The organism is Caulobacter endophyticus (assembly GCF_029543245.1).
Lineage (GTDB): Bacteria > Pseudomonadota > Alphaproteobacteria > Caulobacterales > Caulobacteraceae > Caulobacter > Caulobacter endophyticus_A.
Map to the genome: position 1 here is coordinate 1 of NZ_JARQWV010000021.1, position 20,650 is coordinate 20,650.

Annotated in this window: 24 protein-coding genes; 12 read left to right on the forward strand and 12 right to left on the reverse strand. The window is 68.2% G+C overall.

Going from position 1 to position 20,650, the window contains the following annotated elements; translation table 11 throughout:
- Positions 1-218: 218 nt before the first annotated feature.
- Positions 219-2,120: a peptide MFS transporter gene (locus P7A99_RS18755; RefSeq protein WP_277795280.1), complete on the reverse strand. Its 1,902-nt coding sequence runs from the start codon at positions 2,118-2,120 to the stop codon at positions 219-221.
- Positions 2,121-2,320: 200 nt separating this feature from the next.
- Between P7A99_RS18755 and P7A99_RS18760 the strand changes: the two genes are divergently transcribed.
- The 3 genes from P7A99_RS18760 (at position 2,321) to P7A99_RS18770 (ending at position 3,675) form a co-directional block, all read left to right on the forward strand.
- The gene (locus tag P7A99_RS18760) at positions 2,321-2,890 is read left to right on the forward strand and encodes a DUF427 domain-containing protein (RefSeq protein ID WP_277795281.1); all 570 of its coding nucleotides are present in this window, start codon (positions 2,321-2,323) and stop codon (positions 2,888-2,890) included.
- Between the two features lie 176 nt (positions 2,891-3,066).
- Complete coding sequence (locus P7A99_RS18765; RefSeq protein WP_277795282.1) at positions 3,067-3,204, forward strand: hypothetical protein; 138 nt, start codon at positions 3,067-3,069, stop codon at positions 3,202-3,204.
- A 54-nt stretch (positions 3,205-3,258) separates the two neighbouring features.
- The gene (locus P7A99_RS18770) at positions 3,259-3,675 is read left to right on the forward strand and encodes an SRPBCC family protein (protein WP_277795283.1); all 417 of its coding nucleotides are present in this window, start codon (positions 3,259-3,261) and stop codon (positions 3,673-3,675) included.
- A 123-nt stretch (positions 3,676-3,798) separates the two neighbouring features.
- Here P7A99_RS18770 and P7A99_RS18775 read toward each other — a convergent pair whose 3' ends face one another.
- A complete protein-coding gene (locus P7A99_RS18775) occupies positions 3,799-4,533 on the reverse strand; it encodes a phosphatase PAP2 family protein (protein WP_277795284.1) in 735 nt (244 codons plus the stop codon).
- 162 nt (positions 4,534-4,695) lie between these two features.
- Here P7A99_RS18775 and P7A99_RS18780 point away from each other — a divergent pair, with 162 nt between their 5' ends.
- Positions 4,696-5,067: an RcnB family protein gene (locus P7A99_RS18780; RefSeq protein WP_101716791.1), complete on the forward strand. Its 372-nt coding sequence runs from the start codon at positions 4,696-4,698 to the stop codon at positions 5,065-5,067.
- Between the two features lie 231 nt (positions 5,068-5,298).
- On the forward strand, positions 5,299-6,306 hold the full coding sequence (gene cobS / locus P7A99_RS18785) for a cobaltochelatase subunit CobS (RefSeq protein WP_165261525.1): 1,008 nt from the start codon (positions 5,299-5,301) through the stop codon (positions 6,304-6,306).
- Positions 6,307-6,504: 198 nt separating this feature from the next.
- Here cobS and P7A99_RS18790 read toward each other — a convergent pair whose 3' ends face one another.
- Positions 6,505-9,411 carry a TonB-dependent receptor gene (locus tag P7A99_RS18790; RefSeq protein ID WP_277795285.1) on the reverse strand — a complete coding sequence of 969 codons (2,907 nt, stop codon included), beginning with the start codon at positions 9,409-9,411 and terminating at the stop codon, positions 6,505-6,507.
- 422 nt (positions 9,412-9,833) lie between these two features.
- Between P7A99_RS18790 and P7A99_RS18795 the strand changes: the two genes are divergently transcribed.
- Positions 9,834-10,958: an NADH:flavin oxidoreductase/NADH oxidase gene (locus tag P7A99_RS18795; RefSeq protein ID WP_277795286.1), complete on the forward strand. Its 1,125-nt coding sequence runs from the start codon at positions 9,834-9,836 to the stop codon at positions 10,956-10,958.
- 164 nt (positions 10,959-11,122) lie between these two features.
- Here P7A99_RS18795 and P7A99_RS18800 read toward each other — a convergent pair whose 3' ends face one another.
- A complete protein-coding gene (locus tag P7A99_RS18800) occupies positions 11,123-11,581 on the reverse strand; it encodes an Lrp/AsnC family transcriptional regulator (protein WP_277795287.1) in 459 nt (152 codons plus the stop codon).
- A gap of 221 nt (positions 11,582-11,802) precedes the next feature.
- Between P7A99_RS18800 and P7A99_RS18805 the strand changes: the two genes are divergently transcribed.
- Positions 11,803-12,483 (forward strand): AzlC family ABC transporter permease, encoded by a 681-nt coding sequence (locus tag P7A99_RS18805; protein WP_277795288.1) that lies wholly within the window; start codon positions 11,803-11,805, stop codon positions 12,481-12,483.
- Positions 12,480-12,779 (forward strand): AzlD family protein, encoded by a 300-nt coding sequence (locus P7A99_RS18810; protein ID WP_277795289.1) that lies wholly within the window; start codon positions 12,480-12,482, stop codon positions 12,777-12,779. Before P7A99_RS18805 ends, P7A99_RS18810 begins: the two co-directional genes overlap by 4 nt.
- Before the next feature lie 110 nt (positions 12,780-12,889).
- Here the strand turns inward: P7A99_RS18810 and P7A99_RS18815 are convergent, their stop codons facing one another.
- Positions 12,890-13,213: a DUF6881 domain-containing protein gene (locus P7A99_RS18815; RefSeq protein ID WP_277795290.1), complete on the reverse strand. Its 324-nt coding sequence runs from the start codon at positions 13,211-13,213 to the stop codon at positions 12,890-12,892.
- 81 nt (positions 13,214-13,294) lie between these two features.
- Between P7A99_RS18815 and P7A99_RS18820 the strand changes: the two genes are divergently transcribed.
- The 3 genes from P7A99_RS18820 to P7A99_RS18830 all read left to right on the forward strand — a co-directional run bounded on the left by P7A99_RS18820 (position 13,295) and on the right by P7A99_RS18830 (position 14,594).
- Positions 13,295-13,840 (forward strand): TetR family transcriptional regulator, encoded by a 546-nt coding sequence (locus tag P7A99_RS18820; RefSeq protein ID WP_277795379.1) that lies wholly within the window; start codon positions 13,295-13,297, stop codon positions 13,838-13,840.
- A gap of 137 nt (positions 13,841-13,977) precedes the next feature.
- Complete coding sequence (locus P7A99_RS18825) at positions 13,978-14,259, forward strand: type II toxin-antitoxin system RelE/ParE family toxin (RefSeq protein WP_277795291.1); 282 nt, start codon at positions 13,978-13,980, stop codon at positions 14,257-14,259.
- Between the two features lie 14 nt (positions 14,260-14,273).
- Entirely contained in the window at positions 14,274-14,594 is a 321-nt protein-coding gene (locus P7A99_RS18830) for a HigA family addiction module antitoxin (protein ID WP_277795292.1), read from the forward strand.
- A 7-nt stretch (positions 14,595-14,601) separates the two neighbouring features.
- On the opposite strand, the gene P7A99_RS18835 is transcribed toward P7A99_RS18830, so the two are convergent.
- The 3 genes from P7A99_RS18835 to P7A99_RS18845 all read right to left on the reverse strand — a co-directional run bounded on the left by P7A99_RS18835 (position 14,602) and on the right by P7A99_RS18845 (position 17,321).
- Positions 14,602-15,945: an ATP-binding protein gene (locus tag P7A99_RS18835; RefSeq protein WP_277795293.1), complete on the reverse strand. Its 1,344-nt coding sequence runs from the start codon at positions 15,943-15,945 to the stop codon at positions 14,602-14,604.
- Positions 15,946-16,131: 186 nt separating this feature from the next.
- Complete coding sequence (locus tag P7A99_RS18840) at positions 16,132-16,833, reverse strand: response regulator (RefSeq protein ID WP_277795294.1); 702 nt, start codon at positions 16,831-16,833, stop codon at positions 16,132-16,134.
- Positions 16,830-17,321, reverse strand: coding sequence for a MarR family winged helix-turn-helix transcriptional regulator (locus P7A99_RS18845; protein ID WP_058349175.1), 492 nt, complete (start codon positions 17,319-17,321; stop codon positions 16,830-16,832). Before P7A99_RS18845 ends, P7A99_RS18840 begins: the two co-directional genes overlap by 4 nt.
- A gap of 80 nt (positions 17,322-17,401) precedes the next feature.
- Between P7A99_RS18845 and P7A99_RS18850 the strand changes: the two genes are divergently transcribed.
- Positions 17,402-18,292, forward strand: a complete 891-nt coding sequence (locus tag P7A99_RS18850; protein ID WP_277795295.1) for a branched-chain amino acid aminotransferase — start codon at positions 17,402-17,404, stop codon at positions 18,290-18,292.
- 93 nt (positions 18,293-18,385) lie between these two features.
- Here the strand turns inward: P7A99_RS18850 and P7A99_RS18855 are convergent, their stop codons facing one another.
- The 4 genes from P7A99_RS18855 to P7A99_RS18870 form a co-directional block, all read right to left on the reverse strand.
- Positions 18,386-18,634 carry a hypothetical protein gene (locus tag P7A99_RS18855; protein WP_277795296.1) on the reverse strand — a complete coding sequence of 83 codons (249 nt, stop codon included), beginning with the start codon at positions 18,632-18,634 and terminating at the stop codon, positions 18,386-18,388.
- Positions 18,631-19,608, reverse strand: coding sequence for a tetratricopeptide repeat protein (locus P7A99_RS18860; protein ID WP_431307689.1), 978 nt, complete (start codon positions 19,606-19,608; stop codon positions 18,631-18,633). The genes P7A99_RS18855 and P7A99_RS18860 overlap by 4 nt, the downstream gene beginning before the upstream one ends.
- Positions 19,609-19,747: 139 nt before the next feature.
- Positions 19,748-20,167: a DUF4870 family protein gene (locus tag P7A99_RS18865; RefSeq protein WP_277795298.1), complete on the reverse strand. Its 420-nt coding sequence runs from the start codon at positions 20,165-20,167 to the stop codon at positions 19,748-19,750.
- Positions 20,168-20,173: 6 nt separating this feature from the next.
- Positions 20,174-20,542 carry a DUF4870 family protein gene (locus P7A99_RS18870; protein ID WP_277795299.1) on the reverse strand — a complete coding sequence of 123 codons (369 nt, stop codon included), beginning with the start codon at positions 20,540-20,542 and terminating at the stop codon, positions 20,174-20,176.
- Positions 20,543-20,650 lie beyond the last annotated feature (108 nt).

The window sequence follows — 20,650 nt, forward strand, 5'->3', positions numbered from 1 at the left end:
GTTCCCCAACACCACCCCCCCCCCCCCCCCCCCCGGGGGGGGGGGGGGGTGCCCGGGGCGCGCGGGGCGGCCGCCCCCACGGCGCGCACGGCGCTCCGTCCCTCGCCCCCTCCGTCACGGCGCCGATGGCGCCGCGCCACCTCCCCCGTTTCTCGGGGGAGGAATAAAAAAGGCCCCGGATCGCTCCGGGGCCTTCGTCTTCGTCAGGGACGCCGAGTTCAGTCGGCGACCGTGGCCGTGTCGGTCGGGGCGGCGTGATGCTCGTCGGCGCCGTGCGACCACTTCTTGAGGAAGGGCGAGGCGATCAGGAACAACACGCCGATGCCGGCGGCGATCAGGCCGATGACGTTGAACACCTGCAGCGAGGTGCGCAGGGCCGCCTCGGGGTCCAGCACCTGGCCGCCCACCGTCTCGACCGAGGTCAGGCCGGCGATGAAGCCGCCCACGTACTGGGCGATGGCCACGGCCATGAACCACACGGCCATGATGAACGACACCATCGAGGCCGGCGACAGCTTGGTCATCTGCGACAGGCCCACGGGCGACATGCACAGCTCGCCGGTGGTGTGCAGCATGTACATCAGCACCAGGAAGAACAGCGGCATGCGGAAGGCGCCGTCAGCGAAGGTGGAGCCCCACTGCAGCACCAGGAAGCCGAGGCCGACCTGCAGCAAAGCGAGGCCGAACTTGACGACCGGGTTCGGATCCCTGTCGCGGCGGCCCAGCGCCGTCCAGATGGCGGCGAAGACCGGGGCGAAGATCAGGATCCAGCCGGCGTTCAGCGCCTGGGTCTGGGCGGCGTTGAAGCTGGAGTCGATCCACAGCGTCTTGGCCGGGTCGATGGCGGCGGCCGAGAGCTGGGCGGGCGTGGCGAAGGTCACCGCGCCGCCGAACCACTGCACGGGCGCCGAGGTCAGGTTGAGGTTGACGTTGGTGGCCGCGAACAGGTTCAGCGACGAACCGGCCTGCTCGAACAGGGTCCAGAACACGACCGCGCCGAAGATCAGGAACAGGGCCAGGGCCAGGCGCTCGCGCTCGACCTTCTGCACCTTGGTGAACATGAACCACAGGACGTAGCCGATCGAGCCGATCATGCCGGCCACCAGGGTCACGCCGACGATGGCGCTGCGCTGGACCAGGAAGAACACGCCCAGCACGCCGACCAGCGACAGGGCGTAGATCACGTGCTCGCGGGTCAGCGGGCCGGCGACCTTCTCCTTCAGCTTCTTGGGCTCGGGCGCCTCGCCCTTGCCCAGCAGCCAGGGCTTGCCCAGCACGAAGACGACGAAGCCGGCCAGCATGCCCAGGCCCGCCAGGCCGAAGCCCGCCCACCAGCCGACCTTGATGCCCAGGAGACCGCAGAGGATCGAGGCCCAGAACGAGCCGAGGTTGATGCCGTAGTAGTAGAGGGTGAAGCCCGGGTCGCGACGCGGGTCGCCCTGCGGGTACAGCTGACCGACGATGGTCGAGATGTTGGGCTTGAGGAAGCCGACGCCGACGATGATCAGCGACAGGGCCAGCCAGAAGATGTTCAGGTAGGTCGGGTCACGACCTTCGACGCCCAGGCTGTACTGGCCCTTGGGCAGCACGGCGGGGATCGGCGCGGCGGCCGGCAGGTCCTTGATCTCGAAGTCGCCGGTCTTGGTGGCCGAGACGTCGTAGGGCTTGCCTGCGACCACCAGCTTGGCGACCCGTTCACCGCCGCGGCCCTCGGCCTGGAACTGGTAGGTCTGGCCGGCGTAGGTCAGGGTCTGGGTGGCGGGCTTGCCTTCCACCGCCATGGCCAGGTGGCCGGCGACCAGCAGGATGGCGCCGAAGGCCACGGCCTTGCGGGTGCCCAGCCACTTGTCGGCCAGGAAGCCGCCGATCAGCGGCAGCAGGTAGACGAGGGAGGTATAGGAGCCGTAGTGGCCGTTGGCGACCTTCGGGTCGAAAAGGAAGTGCTGCGTCAGGTAGAAGATCAGGATCGCCCGCATGCCGTAGTAGGAGAACCGCTCCCACATCTCGGCGAAGAACAGGATGATCAACCCTTTCGGGTGCTCCTTGATGAGCTGCAAAAAGACCGGCAGGCCCGTCACTAACGTGACGAGAATGCCGGCGACAACGACAATGCTATTCATTCTCGACCTTGACTGTATTCAAGTCAGATAGGGCGACGCCAACGGTCGTTTCGCCCTCCCCTCCCCGGTTCGCGGGGAGAAGATCACGCGGCTTTCCGTTTCACAAGCAAAGGCTTGCCGGGAGGGAGCGGTTGGGGCGCGCCGCGCGTTTCACTGGCTGCAAGTTCCGCAACGACACCCTCAACGCCTGGGGAACGCCCATGCACACGTCAGACCCCAACCATCCGATCACCTGCGCCCGCGAAAGCGGCCGCGTCCGCGTGCTGTTCGAAGGCCACGAGATCGCCGACAGCGACGATGTCCTGGTGCTGCGCGAGGCCGACTATCCGCCCGTGCGCTACTTCCCGCGCGACGACGTGGCGACGGCCTTCCTGCGCCGGTCGGACAAAACCACACGCTGCCCCTACAAGGGCTCGGCCAGCTACTACACGATCTATCGCGACGGCCAGATCATCGAGGACGCCGTGTGGTCGTACGAGGCCCCGCTGCCGGGCATGGAGCGCCTGACCGGGCGCCTGGCCTTCTATCCGCAGCACGTCGACTTCCAGAACGACGCGCTGAGCCCGGCCGAGACGGCGGTTATTCCGCCCGGAACCGCGCCCCGCAACGCCCGCGACATCGACGAGATCGTCCGCCACACCGACAGCGGCTCGGGCTCCAGCCAGGCCGAGCACTGGGACGCCAACGTCTCGATGCCCGACGACGAGGCCTGGGAAGGCGACGAGGACCAGGTCGTCGGCCGTCCATATCATGGGACAGGCTCGATCTGAGCCGTGGCCGCGTGCGGTGAAGTCGGCAGGTCGACACAAGCCACTGTGTTGGAACGCAACTTTTTGTGACTCCGTGGCTCCGTTGGCTCTTGCCAAGCGTTGCAACCCAGGAGATCGTATCAAATGAAACCGCCCACTCCCGCCCCCAAGGGAGACCAGAGGCGGGGGAGGAAGACATGGCCTATCTCAGCATGGGGGCGCGCCCCGACACCGCGCCTTCGCGTCGCCGAGTCCGCTGGAGCCGAGTCGCCGTCGTCGGCGCCAGCATCGCGCTCTGGGCGGGCGTCGTCGCCCTGGCCACCGTTCTCTTCTGATTTCACGCGAGCGGCCTGCCGACGGCGCGTTGCGCTGACGACGAGGCCCGCTGCATGACCGTACATCCCTGCCGTCCGATCACCATCGGCGTCGCCTGTGCGGCCGAAGCCGTCTACGCCTATACGGCCGATCCCGAAAACATGGCCGATTGGGCCGCCGGCATCGGCGACGGCCTTCGCCGCTCACCCGACGACAACGACGTGTGGATCGCCGACACCCCGACGGGCGAGGCCCGCGTGCGCTTTTCGCCGGCCAACCCCTTCGGCGTCCTCGATCATTGGGTGACCCTGCCCGACGGAACAGAAATCTCGGTCCCCCTGCGGGTCGTGGCCAACGGCGACGGCGCCGAGGTGACCCTCACCCTCTTTCACCTGCCCGCCATGGACGACGCGGCCTTCGAACGCGACGCCGCCGCCGTCACCCGCGACCTGGAAGCCCTGAAGGCCAGGCTCGAACAATCCTCCCCCTGAAGGGGGAGGTGTCGGCGAAGCCGACGGAGGGGGATGTGGCCTGTGAACCCGCAACCGCCTCGACGTCAGCAGACACTTCCCCCTCCGGCCCTTCGGGCCGCCTCCCCCATCAGGGGGAGGATCTCAGGTCTCCGCCCGCGGCGAGCGGAAAAACCGCGACCAGCCCCAGGCCGCCAGCCAGCAGGCCATGGCCCAGGCCGCGCCCACGCACCAGCCGGCCAGCACGTCGCTGGCCCAGTGGACGCCGAGATAGACGCGGCTGAGCCCCACCAGCACCGAGAAGAACACCGCCGCCGCCAGGCAAAGGGCCTTGACCCTGCGCCGGGGCGCGAACCGCGCCGCCAGCGCCCCGAGGGTCAGGAACACCACCGCCGACAGCATGGCGTGGCCAGACGGAAAGCTGGGATTGGCCGCCTCTACGGCGCGATAGACCAGGTCCGGCCGCTCGCGCAGGAACAGATGCTTCAGGCCCTGGCTGATGCTCACCCCGCCCACGGCTCCGACTAGCACCACCAGCGCCTCGGCCCATCGGCGAAGGCTGGCGCATATCGCCAGGGCCAGCAGCACCAGCAGGGTCAGCACCGTCACCGAGCCAAGGGCCGTGACGTCGGCGGCGGCCGTGTGCAGCCATTCCGGGCCCACCAGCTGGTGAGGCTGGCCCGGCACGCGCAACGCCTGCAGGATCTGGAAGTCGAGCGCGCGAGTGTCGCCCTCCGCCACTTCGTCGGCGATGTTCAGGAAGGCCAGCAGGCCAAGGCCCGCCACCAGCAGGGCGGCCGTGGCGGCGATCTCGCGCCGGGCGGCCTTCAAGAGCAGGGGCAGGTCTCGGCGGGGATCCAGACGGAGCTTGAGCGGCATGCACCCTCAACGCGCGAAAAGCAGTTTGGCCGCAACCGGTATTTGGCATGTATAGCTACAATGTTTCATGAAAGAAACATGAACCGTTCCTGAGTTGCTTCGTTCATCACCAGTCCAAATCGACCTCACTAAGGTGGAGGCATCGAAGGGAAAGGACTTGTCATGAAACGTCTCATCATCACCGCCGTCGCCGCCTCGCTGCTGGCCGGGACCGCCCTGTCGGGGACCGCCATGGCCCAGCCCCGCCACGACGACCGTCACGACCGCTACGAGCAGCAGCGCGCCTATGAAAAGGGCCGCCGCGACCAGGCTCGCTACGAGCGCAAGGAAGACCGCCGCGAGTACCGCCGCTGGGCCAAGGGCCAACGCCTCGACGCCCGCTATCGCGGCAACGGCTACTATGTCAGCGACTACCGCCGCCACGGCCTGCGCGCCCCGCCCCGCGGCTACCGCTGGCAGCGCGTCGACAACCAGTACATCCTGGCCGCGGTCGCCACCGGCATCATCGCCTCGGTGATCATCGCCAACAACTAGGGCGCCCAACCGATCCCTCTCCCCTTGCGGGAGAGGGTGGCCCCGCGGAGCGGGGTCGGGTGAGGGGTCGCACCGACCCGAACGCCGCGACAGCTGAAAGGCCGTCGCGGCGTTTCGCTTTTGAGAAACCCCTCATCCGGCGCTTCGCGCCACCTTCTCCCGCAAGGGGAGAAGGATAATTGGCGCAATTCCCCCTTCCCCTCCCTGGGGTGGAGCGCTAATCGAAAACCCATGCCCGAACTGACCGACAGCCACGCCGCCGATCCCCTGATCACCCTGGTCCCGGACAAGTGGGTGACGCTTCGCGACGCGTTCGGCGTCGACAGCGACATGAAGGTGCCGGCGTTCTCGCACCGCGATCCGCACGTGCCGGAGATCGACCCGGCCTACCGCTTCGATCCCCAGACGACCAAGGCCATCTGCGCCGGCTTCGCCAAGGACCGCCGCGTGATGGTCCAGGGCTATCACGGCACCGGCAAGTCGACCCACATCGAGCAGATCGCCGCGCGCCTGAACTGGCCGCTGGTCCGCGTGAACCTCGACAGCCACGTCTCCCGGATCGACCTGGTCGGCAAGGACGCCATCGTCCTGAAGGACGGCAAGCAGATCACCGAATTCCGCGAAGGGATTCTTCCCTGGTCGCTGCAACGCCCGATCGCCCTGGTGTTCGACGAATACGACGCGGGTCGCCCGGACGTGATGTTCGTGATCCAGCGCGTGCTTGAGGCCGGTGGCAAGCTGACCCTGCTCGACCAGAACCGGGTGATCCGCGCCAACCCGTATTTCCGTCTCTTTTCGACGACGAATACGATTGGTCTCGGAGACACCACTGGGCTCTATCACGGCACCCAGCAGATCAACCAAGGCCAGATGGACCGCTGGTCGATCGTCACCACGCTGAACTACCTCGAGCACGACGTCGAGGCGGCCATCGTGCTGGCCAAGAACCCCCACTACGACACCGCCGAGGGCAAGCGCACCCTGGCGGCCATGGTCCGCGTGGCCGACATGACCCGCAACGCCTTCATGAACGGCGACATTTCGACGGTCATGAGCCCGCGTACGGTGATCACCTGGGCGCAGAACGCCGAGATCTTCGACGGCGACATCGGCCTCGCCTTCCGCCTGACCTTCCTCAACAAGTGCGACGAGCTGGAACGCCCCACCGTGGCCGAGTTCTACCAGCGCGCCTTCGGCCAGGACCTGCCCGAAAGCGCCGCCCGGGTGAAGGTGGCCTAAGGCCCTTTCGAGGCTCGGAAACGATTGAGGCGGCCTCTCACGGGGGCCGCCTTTTTCGTTTCCGGGAGGCCGGAAAGCCGGACGCCCCGCTTGCCCTCGCCGCGCAGGGAAGTCTGGCCCGACACGTAAAGAGACGGGCGAGGCCGCAAGGCCCCGCCCGCCAGTCGCCCTGGAGAGGGCGCTCTGGCCGAAGTCGGCCTAGTCGAACTGGTAGCGCAGGCCGAACGCGAAGGTGCGGCTGAGCAGCGACGAGCCGAAGTTGTGGGTGTCGGGCCCGCCCGCCTCGCCGAAGGCGTAGTAGGACTGGGCGATCTCCTCGGTCAGATTGACCGCGTCGAAGGTCATCGAGAGGCGGTCGTTGACCTTGTAGCTGACCTGCATGTCGAGGCTCCTCTCGGGCTTGCGCCAGACGCCGATCGGATTGGCGAACAGGGCCGCCTCGTTGTTGGCCAGGAAGTCGTCGCGCCAGACATACGAGAGGCGGGCGCCGATCGGACCGCGCTCGTAGGCCAGGGTGACGTTGTAGGAGAAGTCCGACACCCCGAAGAAGGCGCTGTTCTTCTGACCGACGATCTCGCCGGCGTCGTTCGTGTCGGGCACGTTCTGCGAAGAGCTGAGCTTGGTCAGGCTGCCCAGAAAGCCCAGGCCGTCGAGATAGCCGGGCAGGTTCTTGGGGAAGTAGACCAGCCCTACCTCCAGCCCCTTGAGCACCCCGTCCGACGCATTGGCCGGCTGGGTCAGCACGAATTCCTGGGTGTTGTTGGTGGTGTTGGGGATGTTGCGGCGACTGCGCAGCGACACCACCAGTCCATCGATCTCGCGCCGGAAGGCCGTGGCGTAGAGCGCGCTGCCCGAGGCGAAATACCACTCGGCCGTCAGGTCGTAGTTGGTGGCGCGGGTCGGCTCCAGATTGGCGTTGCCGCCGGTGGCCGTGCCGTAACCCACGTCGGTCAGGTCGTCGACCAGGGTGTAGTTGGGGTTCAGGGCGCTGAAGTCGGGGCGTCGCAACGTCTTGCCGTAGTTGAAGCGCAGGGCCACGTCGCTGGTCAGGTCGTAGCGCACCGTCACGCTGGGCAGTACATCGCTGACTTGCTTGCCCGCGCTGGTCTGCACCAGGCTGCCCAGCCTGCGGCTTTCGGCCTGGTCATTGAAGGTCATGTCGGTGTCGACGTCGACATAGCGCAGGCCGGCCTGGGCTCGCAGGCGGCGGCCGAACAGCTCGCTCTCGAAATCGGCCATCAGGTAGGCCGAGCTCGTCACCTCGTCGACGGTGAAGTTCTCGAACAGCGACAGGTTCTCGCTGGTGGTGAAGTTGACGTTGTTGGGGTTGGCCGCGTGATAGAGGGCGCGGATCTCGTCGACGTGGTCGCGCAAATAGTAGCCGTTTGCCACCACCCAGCGGGTCGGGGTGTCGGAGTGGCCGTCGAAGAAGCCCTGGTTCACCCACTGCAGGCCCGACGGCAGGCTGCTCAGCGGACGACCGAGGAAGGCCGACTGCGTGCGCTGGGCCTCCGACGTACCGCGATCGTCGTAGCGGAAGCCGAAGCTCAGCGTCTTAAGCGGACCCCAGCCGGCGTTGTAGTCGCCGTCCAGCGACACGGTGACGGCGTCGCCCTTGTTGCGGTTGGCGTTGTCGTAGAACTCGGCCACGTTCCAGCGGGTCGGATCGGCCAGCTGGCTGTCGTCGTCGAAGTGGAACGAGGTGATCCCGTCGCCGGGATTGAAGTTCACGCTCACCTGGCGCGCCACGCGGTCGGTGCGCATGGCCATGAAGGCGGAGCTGAACTTGCTGGTCTGGTAGGACAGGTCGCCGACCAGCTCCAGGCGCTCGCCGATCCGCCATTTGCCGTTCAGAGCGTAAACGAAGCTGTCGGTCTTGGCGACGGTCAGGTCGCCGCTGTTGAAGCCGTAGACCGAGCCAGCGGTGCGCGACTTGATGATGTTGGTCCCGGGAAAGAGCGTGAAGCTGGAGCCGGGATTGGCGCCCAGGTCGCCCCACCAGTCGACGAAGGTGAATTGCAGGTTGTTGAAGGTGGTGTTGCGGTAGCCGTCGTAGAAGAACTCGAAGGTGTATTCGGCGCTGTCGTTCGGCGCCCACTGCAGGGCGGCGTTGACGGCCGGGCGCTTGCGGTCGCCCAGCAGGTCGGACTGGAACACCGCGTCGCGCGACAACAGGTAGGGAACCTGCACGCCGTTGATGGTCAGGGTCGAGCCCGGCGCGGTCGACAGGCCCTCGTTCAGGCCAGGCCGCCACAGGGTCTGCAGGCTTCCGTCGGGGTTGGGCGCCCGGGCGTCGGTGACCTGGATACGCTCGAGCGGAACCCAGCCGGCCGGCGGATTGTCGGCGGTCGCGAACGGCACCAAGGCCCCGGCGGTGACGCTCTGGTCGCGATAGCGGGTGCGGGCGTAGCTGACGTTCAGCAGAGCGCCGATCTCGCCGGCGCCGGTGTCCCAGCGGTTGGCGACCAGGGCGCTGACATTGGGATTAAACTTGTCGGCCTGCTCGTGCCAGATCCCCCGGCTGGCCAGCGAAAAGGTCGGACCCTTGAAATCGAACGGCCGGCGCGTGAACACGTCGACCTGGCCGGCGATGCCGGTCTCGATCTGGTCAGCGCTGCGGGTCTTGTAGACGTCGATGCGCTTGACCAGGTTGGCCGGAATGTCCTGCAGGGCGAACTGGCGGCCCGAGGCGGTGAAGACGTTGCGGCCGTTCCAAGTGGTGGTGATATCGGGCAGGCCCCGGATCGAGATGGCCGTGGCCTCGCCGCCCGAACGGTTGGTCACCTGCACGCCGGTGACCCGCTGCAAGGCCTCGACGACGTTATTGTCCGGCAACTTGCCGATGTCCTCGGCCACCACGCTTTCGACCACCTGGGTCGACTCGCGCTTGATCGCCAGGCTCTGGCCGACGCTGGCGCGGATGCCGCGAACCACCACCTCCTCGACGGTGTCGGGCGCGAGCGTGCTTCCGGAAGCCGCTGAATTATCCTGAGAAAACGCCGTGGTCGCGAAGCTCGCGGCCAAGGCTGTGGTGGCCGCCGACACCAGCCAAAGACGCCGGGCGCGCCCGGACTCCGAAACGGAAGACGCCGTCTCCACGCGCATTTCATCCCTCCATAAGTTCCGGCGCCGATGTGATCCCGGCTGCCTTGGAGGAATTATTGTCTGACAATTAAACGCCACGCAATGACGTAACGCTGGTGGGCGAACATTTTCACGCGAAGCGAGGTCGGGTGATTTTCTTCGACAAGCTTGGCTTTTCGGCCAACTCAGTTCGAAGACACCGCTGACATAGCGGTTCTGGGCAAGATCAAAACGACCTTCCCCAGCGGCAAGAAGCCAAAATCTAGTCAGACAAATTGGTCAAACCGGTATTGAGCGATGGGCCCAGCCACCCCTTCGCTGGCCGCGAGAGGTCGATTGTTTCCCTCAAGGCACAGGTGCTGGGACTCGACGGCACTTGAGTCAGGCCGCCGGCGCATACACCTGAGCCGCTCACTGCTTCCCGCCGAAAGAGCACCGCCTTCATGTCCGCCCTGTTCACGCCCTTCCGCCTGAAGGACGCCCAGCTTCGCAACCGCATCGCCATTCCGCCGATGTGCCAGTACAGCGCCGAGGACGGCGTCACGACCGACTGGCACCTGCCGCACTATGCCGGCCTGGCGCGCGGCGGCGCGGGCCTGGTGATCGTCGAGGCCACGGCCGTCTCGCCCGAAGGCCGCATCAGCCCCGGCTGCACCGGCATCTGGACCGACGAGCAGGCTGAAGGCCTGGCCAAGATCGCCGCGGCCATCAAGGCTGCCGGCGCCGTCCCCGGCATCCAGATCGCCCACGCCGGCCGCAAGGCCAGCGCCAACCGTCCGTGGGAAGGCGACGACCATATCGCCGACGGCGACCCGCGCGGCTGGGAAACCATCGCGCCCTCGGCCATCGCCTACGGCGCGGGCCTGCCCAAGGTTCCGCGCGAGATGAGCCTGGCCGACATCGAGCGCGTGAAGGCCGACTTCGCCGCTGCGACCCGCCGCGCCCGCGAGGCCGGCTTCGAGTGGCTGGAGCTGCACTTCGCCCACGGCTACCTGGCCCAGAGCTTCTTCTCGCACCACTCCAACCATCGCACCGACCAGTACGGCGGCGACGCGCTGGCCCGCGGCCGGTTCATGGAAGAGACCCTTGCCGCCGTCCGCGCCGAATGGCCCGAGAACCTGCCGCTGACCGCCCGCTTCGGCGTGCTGGAATATGACGGCCACGACGAGCAGACCCTGGCCGAGTCGATCGACCTGACCCGCCGCATGAAGGCCGGCGGCCTGGACCTGCTGAACGTCAGCGTCGGCTTCACCATCCCCAACACCAGCATTCCCTGGGGCACGCCGTTCCTGGGCCCCATCGCCAAGCGCGTGCGCGAGGAAGCCGGCCTGCCGGTCGCCTCGTCCTGGGGCCTGGACGCGCCGCGCCTGGCCGAAAGCCTGGTCGCCAGCGAGCAGATGGATCTGGTGATGATCGGCCGCGCCCACCTGGCCAATCCGCACTACCCCTACGAGCTGGCTCAGGAACTGGGCGTCGCGCGCCCCACCTGGGCCACCCTGCCGGCGCCGTACGCGCACTGGCTGGACAAGTACCGCCCGGCCACGGAACTGGCGGCGGCTGCTGAATAATCACCTTCTCCCATAGGGAGAAGGAGGGGCCCGCGCCGCAAGGCGTGGGAGGATGAGGGGTTAGGGACCGAAGACGGCGTGCCGGCACGACGTCGGGCGCCGTCACCCCTCACCCTCCCAGGCTATCGCCTGGGCCCCTCCCTCTCCCCTCCGGGAGAGGGTATTTACAGCGGCACCGCGAAGGTCTGTTTCACGGTCTGGGCAGGGATGTCGGTCTTGACGTTCATCACGCCCCGGATGCGGCTGAGACGGTCGGCCTGGAAGCGTCGATAGGCGGCGATGTCGGCGGCGACCACGCGCAGCAGCATGTCGCAGTCGCCGAGCATGACGTAGCACTCCACCACCTCGGGCAGCTTGTTCACCTCGGCCACGAAGTGATCGACGGCGTCCTCATGCTGCGAGTTCAGCCAGATGCGGGTGAAGAAGGTCTGCCCCTGCCCCACCTTGGCGGCGTCGACCACCGCCACGTAGCGGGCGATGACCCCCGCCTCCTCCAGGATCCGCACCCGCCGCAGGCAGGGCGACGGCGACAGGCCGACCCGCTTGGACAGCTCCGCGTTCTGGATGCGCCCGTCCTTCTGCAGCTCGCGCAGGATGCGGCGGTCGATGTCGTCGAGCTTCATGAATCTACAACCAAGATTTGGCGATCAACTGCGCCTGGATGCCAATCATCGATCATATGGGAGCATGATCGCAACCCGATTGCGCGAGGTTTGCGCTAGGCTGCCAATCCTCCTCGCCACCGCCCCTCCCCCGGTCGCCCATGACAATCGAAACCTGCGCTCCCGCCGCCGTGCCTGGCGACGGGCCCTCCGAACTGCGTTCCAGATCCAGGCCCGAATTCATGCAGGGCCTCGTCGCCTCGCTGCCGGTCACCGCCGGCTTCGTGCCGTTCGCCCTGGTGCTGGGCGCCCAGGCCGGCCAGAAGGGCCTTTCCGCCGTCGAGACCCCGCTGATGACGGGTCTCAACTTCGCCGGCGGATCGGAGTTCGCGGCCATCGGCCTGTGGACCTCGCCGCCGCACCTGGCCCTGATCACGGCCGTGACCCTGATGATCAACAGCCGCCACCTCTTGATGGGCGCGGCCCTGGCGCCGTTCCTGAAGACCCTGCCCAAGCGCCGCGTGCTGCCGGCCCTGTTCCTGATGTGCGACGAGAGCTGGGCGATGGCCCTGGCCGACGCCAAGGCGCGCGGGAGCTTCAGCCTGGCGCACTACATGGGCGTGGCCCTGCCGATGTGGCTGGCCTGGATCGCCTTCACCGCCCTGGGGGCGATGGTCGGGCCGGTGCTTGGGAACGTCGAGACCCTGGGTTTCGACATGGCCTTCCCGGCCATCTTCCTCGTCCTGCTGCGCGGCATGTGGAGCGGCTTTCGCGCCGCGCGGCCGTGGCTGGTCAGCCTGGCCATCGCCGCGACCGGCCACCTGCTGGCGCCCGGCGCCTGGACCGTGGCGGCAGGCGCCATCGCGGGCCTGATCACCGCCTGGCTGTGGGCCGCTCCCAGCAAGACGGGAGCCGCCGCATGATCTCGCTGCCCGTGCTGGCCACCATCCTGGCCATGGCCGCCGTCACCTACCTGACCCGCATCGGCGGCTATCTGGTGCTGAGGAACCGAACCCTCGGCCCGCGCGCCACGGCGGTGATGGAGGCGGCCCCCGGCTGCGTGCTGATCGCGGTGATCGCCCCGCACTTCGTCTCGCCCCGCCCGGCCGACCTCGCCGCGCTGGCGATCACCTTCCTGGCGGCCCTGCGCCTGCCGATGCTGGCCGTGGTGCCGATCGGCATCGTCGCGGCGGCGGGGCTGAGGTGGCTGCTGGGCTAGGTCCCGCGTGTGGTCCTCGTCCTTCGACAAGCTCAGGATGAGAACCATTGCAAAGGCCGGGCAGCCACAAACCTCACCCTGAGCCTGTCGAAGGGCGAGGTTTCGCCCCCTCAGGCGTCCAGCCGCCAGGCCGCCTCGAACACCGAGGCCTCCACGGGGGTCAGCGACAGGCGGTCCTCGCCCTCGACGACGTCTTCATCGTCGAGCAGGGCCTCGACCGAGTCGTGGAAGTCGTCTTCCGACAGGCTGTCCTCGCCGGGCAGCTCGTGCTCGCGCCCGACATAGTTGGCGACGGCGTCGCGCTCGCGGCTGCCGTCACGGAAAACGTCGATCAGGCGCAGCACCCGGCCCTCGTCGTCGACCTCGTAGAAGATCGACACGGGCTCTTCGGCGCTCTCGTGGGCCCAGTCGCAACGGAAATAGGAAAGGCTCATGGCCGCCCCTTTCCCCGAACTACGGCCGCGAGGCAAGCGCCGACCTTGTCAGCGCAAGCCCGCACGGCCATGTCTCTGGCCATGACAACGCCCGCCGAAGACCTGCTCGACCGCGCGGCCGCCGCCGCGCTTTCCCTGGCCGCCGACCGTCCCTGGCCGCAGATCGCCCTGCGCGATATCGCCGTGGCGGCGGGCGCGCCGTTCGCCGAGCTCTATGTGAAGGCCGACAGCAAGACCAAGGTGCTGGCCCACCTGTCGCGCCGTTTCGACCAGGCGGCGCTCAACGCTGACCCCGGCGAGGGCGCAGCCGCCCACGACCGCCTGTTCGACGCGGCCATGGCGCGGGTCGAGGCCATGGAGCCGCACCGCCACGCCCTGATCGCCATCTCCAAGTCCGAAGGCCTGCCCCGCGTCGCCGTCCGCTTCCCCAGGACCGCCCGCGCGATCCTGGAAGCCGCCGGGATCGAGGCCACGCCCGTGCGGCTGGCCGCGATGACCGCCGTCTGGGCCCGCGTCCTGCAGGTCTGGCGCGACGACGAGGGCGCGCTGAACCGCACCATGGCCGAGCTCGACAAGCGCCTGAAGCAGATGGCCGAGAAACTGGGAAAGGTCGGCGCGGGGTTCTGAGCCCTGGGAGTGGAAGACGCCGCTACCCAAGCGCTCCACCCAGGGTTAAGCTTGCTGGAGGGCAAGGCGGTAGCGCGCGACGCTACACATCGCTCGACACCTGTAGCGTGATACGCTACAGATGATGGCGGACATGGATGATCCAGAGCTGGAGAAGCGACACCGCCAGAGCCGTCTTCCTGGGCCACTCGCCCAAGGGCTTTCCCGCTGATCTCGTGAAGCGGACCCGCCGGGTGCTGGCCCAGCTGAACGCGGCCACGGAGATCGCCCAGATGCGCATTCCGCCAGGCAATCGCCTGCACGCCCTCGGCGGCGATCGGACGGGCGAATGGTCGGTCAGCGTCAATGACCAGTTTCGGATCACCTTCCGATGGGGCGAGGACGGCCCGGAAGACGTCTGGTTCGGCGATTATCACTGAAGGAGATCCGAGCGATGACCGACAGCTTTCTGGCGCTCGACTTCGTTTCCCCCCTGCCCCACCCCGGGGAGATCCTGCGCGAGGATTTCATGGCGCCGATGGGGCTGACGGCCGGCGCGCTGGCCAGGGCCATGGGCCTGAAGGATCGCACGCGGATCGAGCGTCTGGTGCGCGAGACCCAACCGGTCACGCCCGACACCGCCCTGCGGCTGGAGCGGGTGCTCGGCGCGAGCGCCCAATTCTGGATGAACCTCCAGGCCCAGCACGACCTGTCGAAGACGGTGCTGGAGCGCCGCGCCGACCTTGAGGCGATCGAGCCGTTGGTCGCCGCCTGAGCCGCCCCTACCCCGGCAGCCTCATCAGGGCCCGCAGGCCGCCCATGGCCGAACGCTCGAGCACCAGGTCGCCGCCGAGGCCGCGGGCCATGTCGCGGGCCAGGGCCAGGCCCAGACCGACGCCCTTCTCGTTCTGGTTCCGTGACTCGTCGAGGCGGTTGAAGGGCTTGAAGGCCTCTTCGTAACGGTCCTCTGGAATGCCCGGGCCGTCGTCGTCGACGATGATGTTGACCCCGCCGGTCATGCGCGCCTCCAGCGTCACCCGGACGGTGTCGCCGTGGGCCGCGGCGTTGTCGACCAGGTTGGCCAGGGCGCGCTTGAAGGCGCTGGGCCGCAGGTTGGCCGTCAGGTCCTGCTCCAGCACGGTCTCGACGCGCGCCCCGCCGCGCTCGGCCGCGGCGCAGACCCCGGCGACCAGCGGGGCCAGCTCGACCGACTGCAGCGCTTCCCCACCCTCGCCGCGCGCGAAGGCCAGGTACTCGTCGATCATGTGCTCCATCTCGGAGAGATCGCGCTTGATGGCCTCGACCTGCGGGCCGGGCTCGGAAAGGGCCATCTCCAGCTTCAGCCGGGTCAGCGGCGTGCGCAGGTCGTGGCTGACGCTGGCCAGCAGGGCCGTGCGCTGCTCGATATGGCGCTGGATGCGGGCCTTCATGGCCAGGAACGCCTGGGCCGCCTGGCGCACCTCGCGCGCGCCATGCGGCTTGAACTCGTGGTCGAGACCGCGCCCGAAGGCGTCGGCCGCGTCGGCCAGGCGCTCGATGGCCCGCACCTGGTTGCGGATGAACAGGATGGCGATCGCCGTCAGCAGCATGGTCGCCACCACCATCCACAGGATGAAGATGTGCCCCTGGGTGGCGAAGGCGCGGTCGCGCGGCGCGAAGATCCTTAAGGTGCCTTCCCTGACCCGCACGCGGATCTCGACGTGGGCGGCGTAGCGGTTGGAGGCGTCGAACCAGAACGGCTCATCCAGCCGTTCTTCCAGAGCCCGCTGCATCGAGCGGTCGAGCGAGGCGAACATGGCCGGCCGCTTGCCGGTGGGCAGCTCGCGCCCCTTCAGGAGGGCGATCGACAGGTCCATGGTCTGCTCGGCCCGCTCGGCCATGCGCTCGACGGCGGCGGGGCTGGGATCGTCCTGGTAGGTGGCCACGGCCCAGGCGATGTCGCCCGCCAGCCCCTCGGACAGGCGGCTGTTCACCGTCTCCCAGTGGGCGTCGAAAAAGCCCCAGGTGACAGCGATCTGCATCACCGCCACGGGCAGCACGATGATCAGCAGGGACCGGCCGAACAGCGAGGTCGGCAGCCAGCGCTTGATCTGGCGCGGGATGAACAGGCGGGTGCGCAGGCGCATTTTAAGTCCCTCTCCCCTTGCGGGAGAGGGTGGCCTCCGAAGGAGGTCGGGTGAGGGGTCGATAGACGGCGCCGCCGCGACCAGCAGACAGGCCGGGCGGAGCGGACGGGTTTGAGAGACCCCTCATCCGTCGGCTATCGCCGACACCTTCTCCCGCAAGGGGAGAAGGATTTCGCTGAATCCCCATCAATCCGGCGCCAGCCGATAGCCTACGCCCCGCACGGTCTGCAGATAGCGCGGGTTCTTGGGATCGGGTTCGATCTTGCGGCGCAGGCGGGTGACCTGGACGTCGACCGCCCGTCCCGTGGCGTCGGCGGTGTCGCGGGCCAGTTCCAGGCGGTCGACGGGTTCGTGCAGAGCGCGGGCCAGACGGCGCAGCAGGGCGACCTCGGCCTCGGTCAGGCGCACAGGGACGCCGGCCCGGGTCAGCTCGCCGCGATCGGGCAGAAAGGCGCAGTCGCCCATGACGATCTCCTGCGGCCCCATCGGCTTGGGCGCGGCGCGGCGCAGGATCGACTCGATGCGCAGCAGCAGTTCCTGCGGCTCGAACGGCTTGGCCAGGTAGTCGTCGGCGCCGTGGGTCAGGCCCTCGATGCGGTCGCCGGTGGTGTCGCGCGCGGTCAGCATCAGGATCGGCATCCGGCCGACCTCGCCACCCTTGGCCCGAACCCGCCTGGTGAAGGCAAAACCGTCCTCGCCCGGCATCATCACGTCCAGCACCAGCAGGTCGAAGTCCATCACCCCGATCAGGCGGTCGGCGTGGGCGGCGTCGGCGGCGGCGCTGACCCGGAAACCGGCGCGGCTGAGGAACTGCTTGAGCAGCTCGCGGATGCGGTCGTCGTCGTCGACCACCAGCAGGTGGCGGTCGCGTCTTTCCTCGGGGCTCACAGCGCCTCCCTTCGATTGACGCCCACCCCTTGGCGTGGTCCGGCCAGGGCCGCAAGGATCCGCCGCGCCCCCGGCACGCCATCCAGTCCCCCCGTGCGATAGGCCCGCCCCAGCAAGGCCCGCAGCCGCTCGCTGACCCGCGCCTCGAAGGCCTTGCCGGCCTCGGTCAGCACGGCGGGCCTGCGGCGGGCGTCGAGATCCCCGGCCGCTTTCTCGGCCAGCCCCAGCTTCTGGAGGTCCGACAGGGTCTTGCTGGCCGCCTGCTTCGACAGGCTGGTGAGCTTGGAAAGGTCCTGCACCCCGATGCCCGGACGCCGACGCAGCAGGAAGGCCGCGCGCCAGTGCGAACGGCCAAGGCCTGGCCCTTCGGTCTCGAGCACGCCGTCGACGGCCGCCCACAGCGCCGCCTCGGCCAGGAGAATCAACTCCAGGCCGCCATCGAGCTCTTCCTCGCGCAGGATCAGGCGGGGATCGGCGTGCGGCGTCATGCTCGGGTGTCCATTTCGTTTGACCTTCGGGCTCCTCGGGCGTCTAAGGACCGGGTTCCAAATAAGGAGGTCTTGGACCGATGTCTCTCGTTCCCTTCGATGATCGCGACGGATGGATCTGGCTGGATGGCCAGTTCGTTCCCTGGCGCGAGGCGAAGGTGCACGTACTGACGCACGGCCTGCACTACGCCTCGTCGGTGTTCGAGGGCGAGCGCATGTACGGCGGCGAGATCTTCAAGCTGACCGAGCATACCGAGCGCCTGTTCAAGTCGGCCGAAATCCTCGATTTCGAGATCCCCTACACGGTGGCCGAGATCGACGAGGCCTGCAAGGCGACCGCCGCCAAGAACGGCCTGTCGGACTGCTACGTGCGCCCGATCGCCTGGCGTGGCAGCGAAATGATCGGCGTTTCGGCGCAGCAGACCAAGATCCACGTGGCCATCGCCGTGTGGGACTGGCCCAGCTATTTCGACCCGGCGCTGAAGGCCAAGGGCATCCGCCTGACCTGGGCCAAGTATAACCGTCCCGACCCGAAGACGGCCCCCGTCGCCGCCAAGGCCGCCGGCCTGTACATGATCTGCACCATCTCCAAGCACGCTGCGGAGAAGGACGGCTACACCGACGCGATGATGCTGGACTACCGCGGCTACGTGGCCGAGGCGACCGGCGCCAACGTGTTCTTCGTCAAGGACGGCGTGCTGCACACGCCCAAGCCCGACTGCTTCCTGGACGGCATCACTCGCCGCACGGTGATCGAGATCGCCAAGGGCCAGGGGATCGAGGTGGTAGAGCGCCACATCGAGAAGGAAGAACTGGCCGGCTTCACCGAGTGCTTCATCGTCGGCACCGCCGCCGAGGTCACGCCGGTGGCCGAGATCGGCGAGTTCACCTTCACGCCCGGCAAGCTGTCGCTGGGCCTGATGGACGCCTACGCCGCCCTCGTGCGCCGCGAAGAGGTCGTGACGGCGTAAGGCCGGCCACAAGCCGTGATTTGATAGACCCCGGGGCGGCGACGCTCCGGGGTTTTCTTTGTTTCCGCCCCGGAAACCGCCCTTGCGGAGCGGCTATGCGTCGGTCCAGACGTCCGAAGCGGACCGCTCAGAGCGGGCGCGGCGGCGGGCCTTCGCGCGGTCTGCCAGGATCAGGATCGCGAGGCCGATGTGGAGGCCGCCCAGCACCCCGGCGATCCAGAACCATTCCTGGCTGGTGAAGCGCGCGAAACGGCCCGTGATCCACCAGACGACATGGAGGTTCAGCGCAATCCAGAGCGCCGCGCCGAACGCCCCAAGACACCAGTCGGCCCGCCGGCTCATGATCCCGCCACCCGCGCCTCGATCTCTTCCAGGCGCGCCCGCGTGGCCACCAGATCGAGCCCGAAGCGGGCGGGATCGGCCGCAGCCAGGCGCGCGGTGACGTCGTAACTCTCGCGGTAGAGGTCCAGGGCCCGCATGCGGTGGCCGCGGTCCTCGCGCAGGTCGGCCAGCCGCTCCAGCGCCACCGACAGGGCCCGCTGAGCGCCAGGATCGGCAGCTTCGCGGCCACCGGGCGAGCGGCGCAGGCTCAGCGCCTCCTCGAAGGCGGCCAACGCCTCGTTCAGCCGCCCCTCGGCTTCGGCCGTATCGCCGACCCCGGCCAGGGCGCCGGCCAGCAGCTCGTCCGCCGACGGGTCATGCGGCGCGGCCTTCCTGACCATGCGGGCGTAGGAGACCGCTTCCTCGTAGGCTTCGGCGGCGTCGTCGTGGCGCCCCTGGGCCGTGGCGAAGTCGCCGAGGTCGCGATAGGCGATCGTCCGTTCCCGGTCGCTCTCCGCCGCGCGCACCAGCCTGGCCAGCACCCGGGCGGCCGGGTTCCAGGCCTCCGAGCCGCAGAGGGCCAGCATCTCGGCCCGCAGGATCTCGAACTCGGTGGCGCCGACCGGTGCGGGCGTGGGCGCGGACTGGAGAATGGGAGCGGTCGTCATGGCGGCGGCCGTCATAGCGGGAGTCGCCGCGGCCGGCTCGGATCCGTCCATGTCGAAGGGTTTGGTCAGGGAACGCTCGCCCCCGCGAGCGCTCCCTTTCCTGCGTCGCATCCCCCGACGCGACGTCCCCATGCGGGGAACCAGGGCGGCGACGAGAAGGATTCCCCCCAACGTCATCGCCGCCCAACCGGCGGTCGTCCGATGCGGCTCGAACGGGCCGAGATCCCAGCCTGCGGCCCACGTCCCCAGCGTGCCCAGGCCTGAAATCACGTATCCCGACGTCGTCAGGATCAGCCCCAAGATGATCCCTACGATGCGAGCCAGCATGTCGCCCCCTCCACGACGCACTTCCGCCAGGGGCGGAAAGTCATAGGACCGGGCGACCGGCGTCGAGCACACTCGCCCGTCAGGGGAACGTTGATAACCTGGAAGTCGCCCTTGCGGGCGCCGGAGGCCGTTCCTGCCTCTAAATCAGCCAAGTGCGCGGCCTGGGATAGGCCTCGCCGCGCACCAGGAAGGCGATTCCGGCGATGCATCGCACGACGAACCAGAGGCTGATCGCCGAGACGATCGCCACGCCCGCGATGATCATCGGCACGCCGATCAGCACCAGCGACAGCGGAATGCCGAACAGCACCAGCGCCCCGCCGACCAGGAACCAGGCGATCCACAGCCAGAAGGTGCGGATCGCGAAGGTGTAGTGGCTTTCGTTGATCGGCCCGGCCTGTCCCCGCTGCACATAGGCCACGATCAGGCCGATGAAGAAGGTCAGGCCGTTGCTGAAGCCCAGCAGATAGAGGCCGTAGACCACCGCCGGGACGATCTTGTCCTCCGAGTGGCGCTCGGCCAGCGGATCGGGAGCGACGGGTCGGGCGAGATCGGTCATCGGTCTTCAGAGCATCCAGTTGCGGGGCGTCGGATAGGCCTGGCCCTTCAGCAGCCACGACAGGCCGACGATGGCGCGCACCGTCACCCAGATGCCCACGGCGATCAGGATCAGGGCGCCGACGCCGATGATCAGGGTCAGCACGCCGATCAGGCCGAACAGCAGCGACAGCCAGAAGGTGCGGATCTGGAAGACGTAGTGGCTCTGCAGCCATTCCGGGGCCGAGGCCTTGGAGACATAGGCCAGGATCACGCCGATGACCGGCGAGATGCCCGTCACCCAGCCGGCGATGTAGCAGGCATAGGCGATGATCGGCAGGGTCTTGTCGTCCTGCAGGGCGGGCGGGACGGCGGGATCGGGCTGGACGTCGGTCACGGGCTTCCTTGGTCGATGAGCGTCGTTTGCCGGATGCTCGCCAAAAACGGGCGGCGATGCAAATGAAGCTTCCGAAAGGGAAGCGCCCGGCGCTTTTCACCGCAACCT

Coding starts and splice junctions, on each gene's coding strand:
- P7A99_RS18825 (WP_277795291.1), top strand. CDS start 13,978: ATGATCCAGAGCTGGAGAAGCGACACCGCCAGAGCCGTCTTCCTGGGC.
- P7A99_RS18775 (WP_277795284.1), bottom strand. CDS start 4,533: ATGCCGCTCAAGCTCCGTCTGGATCCCCGCCGAGACCTGCCCCTGCTC.
- P7A99_RS18820 (WP_277795379.1), top strand. CDS start 13,295: ATGACAACGCCCGCCGAAGACCTGCTCGACCGCGCGGCCGCCGCCGCG.
- P7A99_RS18795 (WP_277795286.1), top strand. CDS start 9,834: ATGTCCGCCCTGTTCACGCCCTTCCGCCTGAAGGACGCCCAGCTTCGC.
- P7A99_RS18830 (WP_277795292.1), top strand. CDS start 14,274: ATGACCGACAGCTTTCTGGCGCTCGACTTCGTTTCCCCCCTGCCCCAC.
- P7A99_RS18860 (WP_431307689.1), bottom strand. CDS start 19,608: ATGCTGGCTCGCATCGTAGGGATCATCTTGGGGCTGATCCTGACGACG.
- P7A99_RS18790 (WP_277795285.1), bottom strand. CDS start 9,411: ATGCGCGTGGAGACGGCGTCTTCCGTTTCGGAGTCCGGGCGCGCCCGG.
- P7A99_RS18805 (WP_277795288.1), top strand. CDS start 11,803: ATGCAGGGCCTCGTCGCCTCGCTGCCGGTCACCGCCGGCTTCGTGCCG.
- P7A99_RS18760 (WP_277795281.1), top strand. CDS start 2,321: ATGCACACGTCAGACCCCAACCATCCGATCACCTGCGCCCGCGAAAGC.
- P7A99_RS18865 (WP_277795298.1), bottom strand. CDS start 20,167: ATGACCGATCTCGCCCGACCCGTCGCTCCCGATCCGCTGGCCGAGCGC.
- P7A99_RS18765 (WP_277795282.1), top strand. CDS start 3,067: ATGGCCTATCTCAGCATGGGGGCGCGCCCCGACACCGCGCCTTCGCGT.
- P7A99_RS18845 (WP_058349175.1), bottom strand. CDS start 17,321: ATGACGCCGCACGCCGATCCCCGCCTGATCCTGCGCGAGGAAGAGCTC.
- P7A99_RS18850 (WP_277795295.1), top strand. CDS start 17,402: ATGTCTCTCGTTCCCTTCGATGATCGCGACGGATGGATCTGGCTGGAT.
- P7A99_RS18770 (WP_277795283.1), top strand. CDS start 3,259: ATGACCGTACATCCCTGCCGTCCGATCACCATCGGCGTCGCCTGTGCG.
- P7A99_RS18810 (WP_277795289.1), top strand. CDS start 12,480: ATGATCTCGCTGCCCGTGCTGGCCACCATCCTGGCCATGGCCGCCGTC.
- P7A99_RS18855 (WP_277795296.1), bottom strand. CDS start 18,634: ATGAGCCGGCGGGCCGACTGGTGTCTTGGGGCGTTCGGCGCGGCGCTC.
- P7A99_RS18815 (WP_277795290.1), bottom strand. CDS start 13,213: ATGAGCCTTTCCTATTTCCGTTGCGACTGGGCCCACGAGAGCGCCGAA.
- P7A99_RS18755 (WP_277795280.1), bottom strand. CDS start 2,120: ATGAATAGCATTGTCGTTGTCGCCGGCATTCTCGTCACGTTAGTGACG.
- P7A99_RS18800 (WP_277795287.1), bottom strand. CDS start 11,581: ATGAAGCTCGACGACATCGACCGCCGCATCCTGCGCGAGCTGCAGAAG.
- P7A99_RS18780 (WP_101716791.1), top strand. CDS start 4,696: ATGAAACGTCTCATCATCACCGCCGTCGCCGCCTCGCTGCTGGCCGGG.
- cobS (WP_165261525.1), top strand. CDS start 5,299: ATGCCCGAACTGACCGACAGCCACGCCGCCGATCCCCTGATCACCCTG.
- P7A99_RS18835 (WP_277795293.1), bottom strand. CDS start 15,945: ATGCGCCTGCGCACCCGCCTGTTCATCCCGCGCCAGATCAAGCGCTGG.